We start from the raw sequence: 12913 nt of genomic DNA, 5'->3' as shown, positions 1-12913 counted from the left end.
CGTCATGACATGACGGGGTGGTGGCGTTTGGGTAACGCGAAATAGAAAGTGGCGCCCTGATCGATCTTGCCCTCGGCCCAGACTCGTCCATCGTGACGCTCGATTATACGTCGTACGCTGGCCAGGCCGATGCCGGTCCCTTCGAATTCCTCCATGCGGTGCAGACGCTGGAACACGCCGAACAGCTTGTCGACGTACTCCATATTGAAGCCTACGCCGTTGTCGCGCACAAAGATGACCACCTCGTCGTCGTGTTCCTGGGCGCCGACCACGATGATCGCCGGGTCACGCTCGCGGCTGTACTTGATCGCATTGGCCAGCAGATTGCGCAGGGCCAGGTGCAGGAAAGCGGCATCGGCGACCACCCGCGGCAGCGGCTGGATGTGCCATTCCAGGTTTCGACTCTGGTAATCGGGTTTCATTTCCTCACGGATCGATTCGACCAGCGCCTGCAGATTGACGTCCGTGAAGCGCAGCGCCGAGCGGCCCATCTGCGAAAAGCTCAGCAGGTTGTCCACCAGGGTACCGGCAAAACGTGCCGATTCGGTGATGTGCTCGAGAAAACGCACCCCTCGCTCGGACAGCTTGGCGCCTTCGAAATCGCCCAGCAGCTCAGCGTAGCCGGCGATATGCCGCAGCGGCGCGCGCAGGTCGTGGGAAACGCTGTAGGAGAAGGCCTCGAGCTCCTTGTTGGTTTTCTTCAGGTCATTGGCCAGCTGGGCCATTTCCTCGGCCTTGCGCAGCACGATACCGAGCACCGCGTTGCGCAGCTCCAGGGCGCTTTCCGGCTCCTGGGGATGCCAGGGCGTAGAGAAACCGCTGATTTCTTCCTGCCAGCGCGCGAAGCTGTTGCGCGGGCTGAGGGCGCCGCTGGCGCTGACCGCCTTCTCGGGCTTGCCAGCCCATTCGACCACGCGCTTCTGCTCCGGCTTGAACCACATCAGGTAGTGAGAGTGAATTTCCGAGATGGCCACGGCCAGCAGGCCGCCGACGTGCTTGGCCAGCTCCGGCAATTGCGGGATGTCGCGGCCCACGTTGTCGGTCTGGAACAGGTCCTCGCCCGGGCGGGCGCCCAGCCATTGTACGAGGGCGTTGACCTGGTCACGCGGCGGCGTCTGGCCGATCAGGTCGCAGTGCGAGGAGGAGATGATCGCTGCGCCGCTGGCCTGGGCGAAGTCGAGGAAGGTATCGGGCAATGCCAGCAAGCCTTCGCTGACGCTGTCGCGGTCGGCCATCGCCGACAGCATCTGCACGATGTGGCGGCGCAGTTGCAAGAGGTGCTGGGTGCGCGCGTGGGCGATCTTCGCCTCGATCTGCAACGACAGCATGCGCCCCAGCAGTTCGCAGGCGGTGCGGGTCTGGAAACCGACCGAGCGGGCGCTGGCGTGGTGGCAGGAAATCAGCCCCCACAGCTGGCCCTCGACCACGATGGAGATCGACATCGAGGCGATGGTCTGCATGTTGCGCATGTACTGCAGGTGCACCGGCGACACGCTGCGCAGGGTCGCGTAGCTGAGATCCAGCGGCTTGCCGGTCAGCGGGTTGCAGGCCGGGCGCAGCGGCGAGGGCTGGTAGTTGGCGTCTTCGATCACGCGGATGCGGTTGGCCACGTAAAGCTGGCGGGCCTGGGTCGGAATGTCCGAAGCCGGGAAGCTGAGGCCCAGGTAGCTGGGGTAACCCTCGTCGAGCTTCTCGGCGAGCACCAGGCCATTGCCTTCAGGGTCGAAGCTGTAGATTTTCACCCGGCCGAAACCGGTCACGCGCTTGACCTCGGCCACCGACAACGCGCACAGCTCGTCGATGTCCTCGGCGCCCTGCAGGTGGCCGATGAAGGTGCGCACCATCGGGTAAAGGGTGTTGTAAGCGGTGATCACGTTGCTGGTGGTCTCGAATTCGGCGATCAGCACCTGGTCGAAACGGTGGGCGACCATCGCCGTCATCTCGCCACGGCGGCTGCCTTCGCGAAAACGCACGTCACCGATATGAAAGGGCGTGGTGTCGTCGTCGGATAATTGCGCCAGGCGCTCGGCCAGCACGGTGCCGTCTTCGAGCAGCGCGTCCAGATGACGACCCAGCAGCCAGTCCGGCTCGAGATCCAGCCAGTCGGCGACGTTCTCGCTCACTTGCAGCACCCTTAGCGTCTGCTCGTCGAACACCATCAGGAAACCCTGTGGCTGAATGCTGCCGGGAGTATGGATGGATTCCTTGGCGCAGTTGGCGATCGCAATGCTCAAGGAGGTGCTGGTTTCACTGGACGCCAAGATGATCTCCTTCAGTTCCAGGCCGCGCGGCATGGATAGTCTTGCGGGGCACGGGCAGCCGGGGCTGGCCGCCATCGCCTCTGCGATGCGCACTGTCTTGCGGCAGTCTGCACGGTCTTTCGGGCTGGGTAAACCATCATCGGCAGGAGCTGCCGGGCGGCAGTGGAGTGCTGGCCATAACCGGGTGGTGAGGAACTTCCCAGGCAGGCGCCTCTCTCAATGCCGTCGTGCGTGCCGCGTAATTGCAACATTGCTCAGGCACGCTGCCCCGCACCTCCCACGTCGAGACTTCTCATGCTATCTGTCGCCAAGCGGGCTTTTTCCCGCCTGCCCGTTCTGCGCCCATGGATGTGGTTGCTGTTTGCCGTGCTGTTCGCCGCCGCCTATCAGATGCGCGCGCTGCACCTGGATGATCGCCTCTATTACTGGCTGACCACGCCGGCGGTGTCTCAATGGGCGCCGGGCAGCCTGCTGGGCCGAGACTACAAAGTGCAGGTGGATGCCAAGGTAGTCGGCGGTGTGGAGGACAACCTGTCCGGCCTCAGCTACGACGAGCAGCGTGACCAGCTTTGGGCAGTGCTCAACAACCCCGAAGAACTGTTGGCCATGAGCAAGGACGGCGAGGTGCTGGCGCGCTATCCGCTGAGCGGCTTCAGTGATGTCGAGGGGGTGACTTACCTGGGTGATGGCTTGCTGCTCTTGGCCGAGGAGCGCGAGCACGGCCTGGTGGTGGTGCCGGTGCCCGAGCGTTCCGGTGCATTGTTCCGCGAGGACTATCGCGCCCTGACCCTGGGCATTCAGCGCGATGGCAACCAGGGATTCGAGGGCGTCGGCTATGACCGGGCGCGCGACCGACTGTTCGTCGCCAAAGAATACTCGCCGATGAAGCTCTATGAGATTCGGGGATTGAAAAGCAGCATCAAGGGGAATTTCGGTCTCGAGATCCTCGACCACGAGGACTGGATCCGCGACTCGGTATTCGCCACCGACCTGTCGTCGGTGCATTTCGATGAGCGTACCGGACACCTGGCGCTGCTCAGTGACGAGTCGAAGCGGATCATGGAGCTCGATGGTGACAGCGGCAAGCTGATCGGTTTCCGCACCCTGAACAGCGACTTCGCCGGCCTTGGCAAAGCGATTCCCCAAGGCGAGGGCATGACCTTCGATGACGAGGGCAACCTGTACATCGTCAGCGAGCCGAACCTGTTCTACCGCTTTGGCCGCGGTTAGATGCCGCGATAACCAGAGCCGGTAGGCGCTTCGGTCTCCACGCTGTGCGTGGCAGCGTCGACCTCGCGAAGCGATTGTAGCCTTGGCGCGGGAGCGGCCGATCGTTCCCGTAGGATGGACTGGTAACTATCTATGGGAGCGGGCCATGCCCGCGAAGAGTCATGGGCGTGGACTGGACGCCCCCGCCCGTTCCTTCAGGTGAAGCAACGATCTCCGCTTCTGCCTTGTGGTTGCCGCTGCATGCGCATAAAGGCCAGGCTCTTAGCGCGGCGGATATTGGCTGAGCACACGGCCGACGGTTTCGCGGATTTCCGCTTCCCGCTCGGTCGGGTTGCCGGCGGCATTGCGCACGATCCGCTCGTCGCTGGCGCGCCACACCAGCTTGCCGTCCTTGCCATCGAACAAGTCGACCTGCACGGTCGCTACCTTGTAGTCGATGGTGCGGGTTTCATTGTAGGCCGGGCCACCCCAGTAAGGGCCCCAGTAACCGCCGAAACCACCACCGAAGCCGCTATTGACCTGCTGCTGGCGGTCATCGACAACCAGCCAGACCTGTACCTGCAGATCGCCCTTGGCGCCAGCTGCTGCCGGGCGCAAGCCGCGCTGGTCGAGCTGATCGGCCACGGCGCTACGCAGGCGCTGCTCGGTGAGGTCACTGCGGATACGCGGGTCGTCGGGCTTGTACTGCACCGCCGGCTCTTGCCAACTCCAACTGCGATATGCAGCGAAATCGCGGCTGGCGTCGAAGTCGCGGTTGATCTGCTGACTCTGGCAGGCGCCGAGCAACAGCAGCACGGGAATCAGTAGCAGAGGCAGACGGCGCATCGGTTTTCTCCTGAATCCATCGATGGGGTGGTTCATGCTGGCGGGTATTCGTCGAGGGCGTCACTGACGGCCTTGCGCAAGGCGTCGGCGCGCTCGGCCTGGCTGCCACTGCTGCGCATTTCGGCCTGGCCGCTCCACACGTGCGCGCCGCTGCGGCCGTCGAAGAAATCGATGCGCACCACCACGACCTCCTCTTCATAGGTGCGGGTCAGCGGCACGCGGGCCCCCACGCCGACGCCGTTGCCATAGTAGCCACGGTTGCCGAAGCTGCCATAACCGCCACCGTAGTAAGGGTCATAGCTGTCGGCCACCTGACGCACGCGGCGTTCCAGGCGGGTGTCGGTGCGTACCTTGAGGTCGGCGGCGGCACTGCCCTGGGCTGGGCGCAGGCCGCGCTGATCCAAGGCATTGTTGAGGGCGTCCTGCACCAGATCGGCGCTGGCCCAGGCGCTGCCGGCCGGGCGCTGCTGCCAGGCCCAGCTGCGGTAGGCCGCGTAGTCGCGCGGTGCGGCGGGGTAGGCACTGCGATCGAAATGGTTGGCGGCGCCCGGCGGCGCTGGCGGAATGGGCGCTGAGTCGGTGGTGTACGGATTATGGCTCTGGCAGGCGGCCAGGGCGGTGGTGAACAGCAGCAGCGCAAAACGTTTCATGGCGTATCTCCTGGCAGAGCAGGGTTCAGCGTGGCCGGCAGATCCAGTGCAGGTAGCGTCCGAGTCCGGCAAAGGCCGGATGGCGACGGTGCGCCAGTTCCATCTCCAGCAGGTCGGCAATTTGCGCCTTGGCCTGGAAATCCCGTGGCATGTAGTCGTGGAACACCCGTACGCCGCTCCTGTGTTCGACCTGCCAATGGGTGGCAAGTTGCGATTCGAGTTCCCGCGGGTCGAGGGGGCGCTGCGGCGTCAGGCTTTGCTTTTCTCCGGCGAATTCGTCCTTGCGCAGTTTGCGCAGGTGACCCTTGAGCAGGTTGCGGTAGATCAGCGCATCCTTGTTGTAGAACGCCAGGGACAGCCAGCCCTCGGCGGCGGTCAGGCCGTGCAAGGCGGGCAGGATGGCAGCCGGTTCGGCCAGCCATTCGAGCACCGCGTGACAGATGACCAGGTCGAAGGGCGCCTCGAAACGGCCCGGCAGATCCTGCCAGGGCGCGTGGATGACCGTGGCGGTTACGCCGGCTTGGGCGAAGCGCTCGCGGGCCCCGGCGAGCATGGGGGCGGCAGGCTCGGCCAGGGTGACGTGATGACCACGCTCGGCCAGCCACAGCGCCATATGGCCCAGGCCGGCACCGACGTCGAGTACCCGCAGCGGGCGTTCGGGCAAGGCTTCGGCGAGGTCGGCCTGCAGTACCGCGAGGCGGATCGCACCTTTGGCACCGCCGTAGATCTTCTCGGCGAAGCGGGTCGCCAGTTCATCGAAGTGCCGGTCGCTCATCAGGCGAACCGCCGTTCGCTATCGGCCAGCTTGGCGCGCACCACCTGCTCCATGTCCAGGCCCAGCTCGCTGCACAGGAGCAGCAGATAAAGCACCACGTCACCGATTTCCTGGCCAGCATGCTCGAGTTTGTCTGCCGGCAGGGTGCGCGACTGCTCTTCACTAAGCCACTGGAAGATTTCCACCAGCTCGGCCATTTCCACGCTGGCGGCCATGGCCAGGTTCTTCGGGGCATGGAATTGGCGCCAGTCGTTGCGATCACGAATGGCGTGCAGGCGGGCGGTGAGTTCGGCAATGTTCATGCGGCGTCTCGGAGGCAGAGGACGCACATTCTTTCACGGGCTCAGATGACCTGCCAGTAACCGGCCAAGTGCGGCACATCGTCCTTGCCCTGCAGGTCGAACTGGCCCTCAGCGGCTGGCAGGCTGGCACGCATGCGCAGAGTGCTTGGCAGTAAAACCGGCTTCTGGAAGCGTACTTCGACGCTATAGCCCGAGGCTGGCAGATGGGCATGCAGCGCTGCCAGGGCGCGGGCCTTGTTCCACAGGCCGTGGGCGATGGCGTGGGGGAAGCCGAATGGCTTGGCGCTCAAGGTCGACAGGTGGATGGGGTTGTAGTCCCCCGAGACCCGCGCATAGTGGCGGCCGATGTTCGACGGCGCCTGCCAGCTGTCCAGCGCGTCCATCGGCAGGCTGGGTGGTTCGCTGCGGCCTATGGTCGGCCCGTCGAGCTTGACGCCGCGGCAGAGGATGCGACTGTCGCCCTCCCAGAGCAGGCCCAGTTGATCCTCGAGTCGGGTGATCACGCTGAACACCGCACCCTTGCCGTGGGGCGCCAAGTTGCTGGCCTCCACGCTCAGGGTGAAGGGCCCCAGACCGGCCAGTTGACGCACCACGCGGATGCGGTTTTCCAGGTGCACCAGGCCGAGGGGCGGGAAGGGAAAATCCGCCTCGGTAAGCAGTTTCATCTGCAGGGTGAAGGCCAGTACGTGCGGATAGGTAGCCGGCAGGCGGGCCTCGTCGGTGAAGCCGCATAGCTGGCGATAACGGGCCAGGTGCCCGGCATCCACGCTCACCGTGCAGCGCAGCCCGCGGTGCGGCAGAACCTTGCCGGTGATCCCACGCCGGGTTGCGGCGCGCAGGAGCATGCCGGGCAATGCCGGCGGGGTGTGCAAATCGAGCCATTCGGTTGCCATCGTGCGCTCCGCTGCAAGGTGGTTTGTGCTTACTCTCGTCGAGATTTAGGACATTAGCCAGCGCCTATTGGTGCCAAGTGCGCAAACGATTGCCGGTTACCCGAGCATTAGCGGCGAAAGCTGCCTACGCTGATGAGTGAATTCGCCCAGCCACTACCCACGCAGGAAATGCAGCATGCCCAACCTGGACAAGCACAGGGTCGTCACGCTCCCGCCCGCCCTGATGCCAGGTTTCCTGTGCTTGCGCACCTCGCTACCCGCAGGCGCCGGTCAGGCGCGGCCCCAGCTGGTCTTCGAGGTCAGCCGGCTGATCGACCAGTTACTGAGCGAAGGCGCAAGCCTCGAACAGGTCGCTGCTCGCCTGGGCATGCCGGTGCGCCGGCTGCGAGAACAGCTGGCCCAGGCCGACGTGCGCTTCAATGAACTGCTCAACGATTGCCGCTGCAACCTGGCCAAGCGCCTGCTGGTGGATACCGAGGAGCGCATCGAACGGATCGCCGAGCGCACCGGCTTCTTCGAACCCAGCACCTTTTGCCGCGCCTTCATACGCTGGGTCGGCGCGACGCCGGTGGAATTCCGACGTCGCGGTCGTGGGGCAACCTTGTGATCAGGCGCCCAGCAGGCTCTGCCCGCAAACCCGCAACACTTGTCCGCTGACCGCACCCGAGCCGGGTTGCGCGAACCAGGCCACCGCTTCGGCGACATCTTGGGGCAGGCCGCCCTGGTTCATCGAGTTCATACGCCGCCCAGCCTCGCGGATGGTGAAGGGAATGGCCGCGGTCATGCTCGTTTCGATAAAGCCCGGCGCCACCGCATTGATGCTGATACCGCGCTGCGCCAGGGTCGGTGCCCAGCTTTGGGCCAGGCCGATCAGCCCGGCCTTGCTGGTCGCGTAGTTGGTTTGCCCGACGTTACCGGCGATGCCGCTGAGCGAGGCGATCAGCACCACGCGGCCGTCGTCGCGCAGGGTGCCGGCCTCCAGCAGGGCGGCGGTGAGCTGCTGCGGGGCGCGCAGATTGACGTCGATCACCGATTCCCACAGCCCCTCGCTCATTTTCGCCAGGGTCTTGTCGCGGGTGATGCCGGCGTTGTGCACGACGATATCGACGCCCTCGGGCAGTGCCTCGACCAGCCTGGCCGGTGCGTCTTCGGCGCAGATGTCCAGCGCAAGGCTGCGGCTGCCCAGGCGCGCGGCAAGGGCATCGAGGGCGTCCTTGGCGGGCGGCACGTCCAGCAGCAGTACCGTGGCGCCGTCGCGGGCCAGGGTTTCGGCGATGGCGGCGCCGATGCCGCGGCTGGCGCCGGTGACCAGTGCGGTCTTGCCGGCCAGCGGGCGCGTCCAGTCGCTGACCTGCCCGGCGCAAGGCTGCAGGCGTAGCACCTGGGCCGAGATGTAAGCGCTCTTGGGCGACAGCAGAAAGCGCAGCGCGCCTTCGAGTTGGTCTTCCGCGCCGGGGTCGACGTGCAGCAACTGCACGGTACCGCCGCGGCGGATCTCCTTGGCCAGCGAGCGGGTGAAGCCTTCCAGTGCGCGTTGCACGCTCGAGGCCTGCGGGTCGGCCAGCGTCTCTGGCGCGCGACCGAGTACCACCACGTGAGGGCAGCGATCGAGATTCTTCAGTGCGGGCTGGAAGAACTGGCGCAGGGCGTCGAGATCTTCGAAGCGCTGCAGGTTGCTGGCATCGAACACCAGCCCCTTGAGTTTGGGGCCGTGTTCGGCGGTCCAGCGGGGCAGGGACTGCCCGTCAAGGGGCGCGAACAGCTCGTCGGTCAGGCGCTTGGCGAAGCCTGCCACCGCGGCGCCCAGTTCGCCCTCGCCACCGATCAGCAGCGCACCTTCCAAGGGCCGATTGCGGCCCGCCACCCAGCGCTCCAGTGGCAGTGGCGCCGGCAGCCCGAGCGCACCGACCAGGCGACGGCCGGCCGGCGTATTGGCGAAGTTGAGGTAGCGATCGGACATGGAACAGACTCCAGGGCTGAAACTCAAAGTGGTTGACCACTGTACGCGATCACTCGTTTCATGCATCGACAGCAGTCCAATATCCGGCCAGTCGGCGATGAGTAAATCGGAGTGGTATCTCTGAAAAAAGCTGGCGAGGCAGTCAGCGCAAGGCCAGAGCAGGCTGAAAAACGGAGTTCACGAGCTGTGAATGAGCATTTTCAGCCTGCTCTAAATGCCGCGATGACGACGCCGGTTGTTGTTAGAGGCACCAATTAAAGTGCCGCAGAATATTACTTTCAAGGAGCCGCACATGAGCTTGCCGCGCCGGGTCGCCATCGTTGGTGGCAACCGTATTCCCTTCGCCCGCTCCAACAGCGCCTACGCCACCGCCAGCAACCAGGCCATGCTCACCAGCGCCCTGGAAGGCCTGGTCGAGCGCTACCACCTGCATGGCGAGCACCTCGGCGAGGTGGTGGCCGGTGCCGTGCTCAAGCACTCGCGGGATTTCAACCTGACCCGTGAATGCGTACTCGGCTCGCGCCTGGCGCCGGAAACCCCCGCCTACGATCTGCAGCAGGCCTGCGGCACCGGCCTGGAGGCCGCCCTGTTGGTGGCCAACAAGATCGCCCTCGGGCAGATCGAGTGCGGTATCGCCGGGGGCGTGGATACCACCTCGGATGCGCCGATCGGCGTCAACGAAGGCCTGCGCAAGATCCTGTTACAGGCCAATCGTGCCAAGAGCACTGGCGACAAGCTCAAGACCCTGTTGCAGATCCGCCCACGGCATCTCGCGCCGTCGCTGCCGCGCAACGGTGAGCCGCGCACGGGGCTCTCCATGGGCCAGCACTGTGAGCTGATGGCGCAGCACTGGGCCATCCCCCGTGACGAGCAGGATCAGCTGGCCGTGGAAAGCCATCGCAAGCTGGCCGCCGTCTACGCCGAGGGCTGGCAGGACGACCTGATGACGCCGTTCCTGGGCCTGACCCGCGACCAGAACCTGCGCCCCGATATCGACCTGGCCAAACTGGCGACCCTCAAGCCGGTGTTCGAGAAAGGCCAGCGCGGTACCCTGACCGCCGCCAATTCCACGCCCCTGACCGACGGGGCTTCACTGGTGCTGCTCGCCAGCGAGGAGTGGGCCAAGGCCCGCGGCCTGCCGATTCTTGCCTACTGGCGGGACGGCGAGGCGGCAGCGGTGGATTTCGTCAAGGGCCACGAAGGGCTGCTGATGGCGCCGGTGTACGCCGTGCCCCGGTTGCTGGCGCGCAACGGACTGACCCTGCAGGACTTCGACTACTACGAAATCCACGAGGCCTTCGCCGCCCAGGTGCTGTGCACGCTCAAGGCCTGGGAAGATGCCGACTATTGCCGCGAACGTCTCAACCTGGCGCAGCCGCTGGGCAGCATCGACCGCGCCAAACTCAACGTCAAAGGCAGCTCCCTGGCGGCCGGCCACCCGTTCGCCGCAACCGGTGGGCGCATCGTCGCCAACCTGGCCAAGTTGCTGTCGGTGGCGGGTGAGGGCCGTGGCCTGATTTCCATTTGCGCCGCGGGCGGGCAGGGCGTGACGGCGATTCTGGAGCGCTGAATCAGTCCGATCGTAGCCGGGGTCGAGCGTAGCGACACCCGGGAGCCGCTGTCCTGGGTATCGCTGCGCTCAACGCCAGGCTACGGGTGTTCGGTCATTCTTCGCGGCTGAGCGTTTCGGCTTCGGCCTGCAGTAGCGCCGCCTTGCGTGCCACGCCCCAGCGGTAGCCGCCCAGGCTGCCATCGGCGGCGGTTACCCGGTGGCAGGGCACCAACAGGCCCAGTGGGTTGCTGGCACAGGCGCGGGCGATGGCGCGTGGGTGGCTGGCGAGTTCGGCAGCCAATTGCCCGTAAGTGCGCGTCTGCCCGACGGGGATGGCGCGCAGGGCCTGCCAGACGCGCTGTTGAAAGGCCGTGCCGCGCAGATCCAGTGGCAGCTTGGCGGCACGTTCTGGCTCGCGCAGTTGCTGCAGTACCTCGTTTAGCCAACCTTCCAGTTGCCCGTCATCGGCCTGCAGGCTGGCTGCCGGGAAGCGCTGGCGCAGTTCGATCTCCAGTGTATCCGCCGCATCGCCGAACAATAGGGCGCACAGCCCGTTGGCGCTGCCGGCCAGCAGCAAGTAGCCGAGCGGGCAGGGCACCACAGCCACGCGCAGCGTCTCACCCTTCGAGCCCTGGCGTCGTCTCGCCAGGGCCACGCCGTCGGTTCGCTCATACAGGCTGCGGGTGCTGCTGTATCCGGTGTCCAGCGCCGCTTCGAGTACCGATCTGGCGCCCGGCAGGTTGGCGGCCAGGCGTTCGCGTTGGCGGGCGCTGGCCCAGGCCTTCGGCGTCAGGCCGGTGCGCGCCTTGAAGGCGCGGGCCAGGTGCGAAGCGGACAAGCCGATGCGTGCCGCCAGCGCGCCGAGGGTAGGGGGGGTGTCGGCTTCATCGAGCAGGCGGCAGGCCTCGGTCACCAGCGCGTCGAGCTGTTCGGCGGGACTTGCACCCTGGGGCGTGCAGCGCTTGCAGGGGCGGTATCCCGCCGCTTCGGCCTGTGCCGGGCCGTCATGGAAGCTGACGTTGTCACGCCGTGGTCGACGCGCCGGACAGCTGGGCCGGCAGTAAATGCCGGTCGAGCCTACGGCGAAGACGAATTGACCATCCTGCGCGGCATCGCGCTCGCACACGGCCTGCCAGCGGCGTTCTTCGGACATGTCGATCTCCTCTAAGCGGTATCTGGATTGTCGGTATCCGCTGGCGTGGGCGCCAGTGCCAATCGCGCTTTCAAAGCCGATCGTCCGGCGCATTTTCCCCATGGGCTGGGCGCTGCCTCAGGATTGCCGTATAAAAGGGCCGCATAGCCCACCGAGGACCCTAATAAAAGCTGATGAAGACGCCAAAACGCATTGAGCCCCTGGTCGAGGACGGCCTGGTGGACGAGGTGATTCGCCCTTTGATGAGCGGCAAGGAAGCAGCGGTCTACGTGGTGCGTTGCGGTGCCGAGTTGCGTTGCGCCAAGGTCTACAAGGAGGCCAACAAGCGCGGTTTCCGCCAGGCCGCCGAGTATCAGGAGGGCCGCAAGGTACGCAACAGCCGCGATGCCCGGGCCATGGCCAAGGGCTCCAAGCACGGGCGTAAGAACCAGGAAGAGAACTGGCAGAACGCCGAGGTGGCGGCCCTGTTTCGTCTGGCCAACGCTGGCGTGCGGGTGCCCAAACCCTACGACTTCCTCGACGGCGTGCTGCTGATGGAGTTGGTCACCGATGGTGAGGGCGACGTGGCACCGCGTCTCAATGATGTCGACCTGCACCCCGAGGACGCCCGCGAATTCCATGCCTTCATGATCGAGGAGATCGTGAAGATGCTGTGTGCCGGCCTGGTGCACGGCGACCTGTCGGAGTTCAACGTGCTGCTGGGCCCTGAGGGTCCGGTGATCATCGATCTGCCCCAGGCGGTGGATGCGGCGGGCAACAATCACGCCTTCAAGATGCTCGAACGTGACGTCGGCAACATGGCGGCCTACTTCGGTCAGTTCGCCCCGGAACTCAAGTACAGCAAGTACGCCAAGGAAATGTGGGCGCTCTATGAAGAGGGCAAGCTGACGCCGCAAAGCGTGCTGACCGGTGAATTCAACGACCCGGAAGACGAAGCCGACGTCGACGCGGTGATGCGCGAGATCAAAGCCGCCCTGGCCGATGAAGCACGCCGCCAGGCTGCGCTGAATGCCGAGGACGAGCCCAAGGATCGCGAACCGCCGCCGCCGTGGGAGCGTTGACAGGCGCCATGACCTGGCGCCTGGCCGGCATTCTGCGGCGTTGGTTTCTAGGTGGCGCAAGCGGCCATTGGTGGAGTATTGGTGGGAGCGGGCGGGGACGCCCAGTCCATGCCCGCGATTTTCGCGCGCATGGCGCGCTCCCACAGTGAATCGGCAAACGGCCGCTTCTGCCTTGAAGTGACCATCGGCCTGGCGAGACACCTCCAGCGCTGACCGGACTTGCTCCCGAGCTCATGGAGAGTGGCCGAGCG

Annotated in this window: 11 protein-coding genes and 1 pseudogene; 4 read left to right on the top strand and 8 right to left on the bottom strand. The window is 65.5% G+C overall.

The window, feature by feature from the left end; translation table 11 throughout:
* Window positions 1-2: 2 nt before the first annotated feature.
* The gene (locus tag BVH03_RS18215) at window positions 3-2294 is read right to left on the bottom strand and encodes an ATP-binding protein (protein WP_075962479.1); all 2292 of its coding nucleotides are present in this window, start codon (window positions 2292-2294) and stop codon (window positions 3-5) included.
* Window positions 2295-2555: 261 nt separating this feature from the next.
* Here BVH03_RS18215 and BVH03_RS18210 point away from each other — a divergent pair, with 261 nt between their 5' ends.
* A complete protein-coding gene (locus tag BVH03_RS18210) occupies window positions 2556-3491 on the top strand; it encodes an SdiA-regulated domain-containing protein (protein WP_075962478.1) in 936 nt (311 codons plus the stop codon).
* A gap of 261 nt (window positions 3492-3752) precedes the next feature.
* Here the strand turns inward: BVH03_RS18210 and BVH03_RS18205 are convergent, their stop codons facing one another.
* Genes BVH03_RS18205 through BVH03_RS18185 form a run of 5 tightly spaced genes read right to left on the bottom strand, consistent with a single transcriptional unit; the run spans window position 3753 to window position 6936 of the window.
* Window positions 3753-4316, bottom strand: coding sequence for a DUF4136 domain-containing protein (locus BVH03_RS18205; protein WP_075962477.1), 564 nt, complete (start codon window positions 4314-4316; stop codon window positions 3753-3755).
* Window positions 4317-4348: 32 nt separating this feature from the next.
* Window positions 4349-4966, bottom strand: coding sequence for a DUF4136 domain-containing protein (locus BVH03_RS18200; RefSeq protein WP_075962476.1), 618 nt, complete (start codon window positions 4964-4966; stop codon window positions 4349-4351).
* Window positions 4967-4991: 25 nt separating this feature from the next.
* Window positions 4992-5741 carry a methyltransferase domain-containing protein gene (locus BVH03_RS18195; protein ID WP_075962475.1) on the bottom strand — a complete coding sequence of 250 codons (750 nt, stop codon included), beginning with the start codon at window positions 5739-5741 and terminating at the stop codon, window positions 4992-4994.
* On the bottom strand, window positions 5741-6043 hold the full coding sequence (locus tag BVH03_RS18190; RefSeq protein ID WP_075962474.1) for a MazG-like family protein: 303 nt from the start codon (window positions 6041-6043) through the stop codon (window positions 5741-5743). Before BVH03_RS18190 ends, BVH03_RS18195 begins: the two co-directional genes overlap by 1 nt.
* Window positions 6044-6084: 41 nt before the next feature.
* The gene (locus BVH03_RS18185) at window positions 6085-6936 is read right to left on the bottom strand and encodes a MaoC family dehydratase (RefSeq protein ID WP_075962473.1); all 852 of its coding nucleotides are present in this window, start codon (window positions 6934-6936) and stop codon (window positions 6085-6087) included.
* 277 nt (window positions 6937-7213) lie between these two features.
* On the opposite strand from BVH03_RS18185, the pseudogene BVH03_RS18180 reads away from it, so the two are divergent.
* A pseudogene (locus BVH03_RS18180) lies at window positions 7214-7543 on the top strand (helix-turn-helix transcriptional regulator); the annotation flags it as partial.
* Here BVH03_RS18180 and BVH03_RS18175 read toward each other — a convergent pair.
* Window positions 7544-8896 (bottom strand): 3-oxoacyl-ACP reductase, encoded by a 1353-nt coding sequence (locus BVH03_RS18175; protein WP_075962472.1) that lies wholly within the window; start codon window positions 8894-8896, stop codon window positions 7544-7546.
* 292 nt (window positions 8897-9188) lie between these two features.
* On the opposite strand from BVH03_RS18175, the gene BVH03_RS18170 reads away from it, so the two are divergent.
* Complete coding sequence (locus tag BVH03_RS18170; protein ID WP_075962471.1) at window positions 9189-10466, top strand: acetyl-CoA C-acetyltransferase; 1278 nt, start codon at window positions 9189-9191, stop codon at window positions 10464-10466.
* Between the two features lie 94 nt (window positions 10467-10560).
* Here BVH03_RS18170 and ada read toward each other — a convergent pair whose 3' ends face one another.
* Window positions 10561-11601: a bifunctional DNA-binding transcriptional regulator/O6-methylguanine-DNA methyltransferase Ada gene (gene ada / locus BVH03_RS18165; RefSeq protein WP_075962470.1), complete on the bottom strand. Its 1041-nt coding sequence runs from the start codon at window positions 11599-11601 to the stop codon at window positions 10561-10563.
* A 173-nt stretch (window positions 11602-11774) separates the two neighbouring features.
* On the opposite strand from ada, the gene BVH03_RS18160 reads away from it, so the two are divergent.
* Window positions 11775-12662, top strand: coding sequence for a PA4780 family RIO1-like protein kinase (locus tag BVH03_RS18160; protein WP_075962469.1), 888 nt, complete (start codon window positions 11775-11777; stop codon window positions 12660-12662).
* The last annotated feature ends 251 nt before the right edge of the window (window positions 12663-12913 follow it).

This window comes from Pseudomonas sp. PA15(2017) (assembly GCF_001945395.1).
Taxonomy (GTDB): domain Bacteria; phylum Pseudomonadota; class Gammaproteobacteria; order Pseudomonadales; family Pseudomonadaceae; genus Aquipseudomonas.
Note: the sequence above shows the minus strand (reverse complement) of the source record. Positions and strands in the feature narration are given on the sequence as shown.

Excerpts from the sequence above, each read along its gene's own strand:
- BVH03_RS18215 (WP_075962479.1), bottom strand. The coding sequence starts at position 2,294 with ATGCCGCGCGGCCTGGAACTGAAGGAGATCATCTTGGCGTCCAGTGAA.
- BVH03_RS18210 (WP_075962478.1), top strand. The coding sequence starts at position 2,556 with ATGCTATCTGTCGCCAAGCGGGCTTTTTCCCGCCTGCCCGTTCTGCGC.
- BVH03_RS18205 (WP_075962477.1), bottom strand. The coding sequence starts at position 4,316 with ATGCGCCGTCTGCCTCTGCTACTGATTCCCGTGCTGCTGTTGCTCGGC.
- BVH03_RS18200 (WP_075962476.1), bottom strand. The coding sequence starts at position 4,966 with ATGAAACGTTTTGCGCTGCTGCTGTTCACCACCGCCCTGGCCGCCTGC.
- BVH03_RS18195 (WP_075962475.1), bottom strand. The coding sequence starts at position 5,741 with ATGAGCGACCGGCACTTCGATGAACTGGCGACCCGCTTCGCCGAGAAG.
- BVH03_RS18190 (WP_075962474.1), bottom strand. The coding sequence starts at position 6,043 with ATGAACATTGCCGAACTCACCGCCCGCCTGCACGCCATTCGTGATCGC.
- BVH03_RS18185 (WP_075962473.1), bottom strand. The coding sequence starts at position 6,936 with ATGGCAACCGAATGGCTCGATTTGCACACCCCGCCGGCATTGCCCGGC.
- BVH03_RS18175 (WP_075962472.1), bottom strand. The coding sequence starts at position 8,896 with ATGTCCGATCGCTACCTCAACTTCGCCAATACGCCGGCCGGCCGTCGC.
- BVH03_RS18170 (WP_075962471.1), top strand. The coding sequence starts at position 9,189 with ATGAGCTTGCCGCGCCGGGTCGCCATCGTTGGTGGCAACCGTATTCCC.
- ada (WP_075962470.1), bottom strand. The coding sequence starts at position 11,601 with ATGTCCGAAGAACGCCGCTGGCAGGCCGTGTGCGAGCGCGATGCCGCG.
- BVH03_RS18160 (WP_075962469.1), top strand. The coding sequence starts at position 11,775 with ATGAAGACGCCAAAACGCATTGAGCCCCTGGTCGAGGACGGCCTGGTG.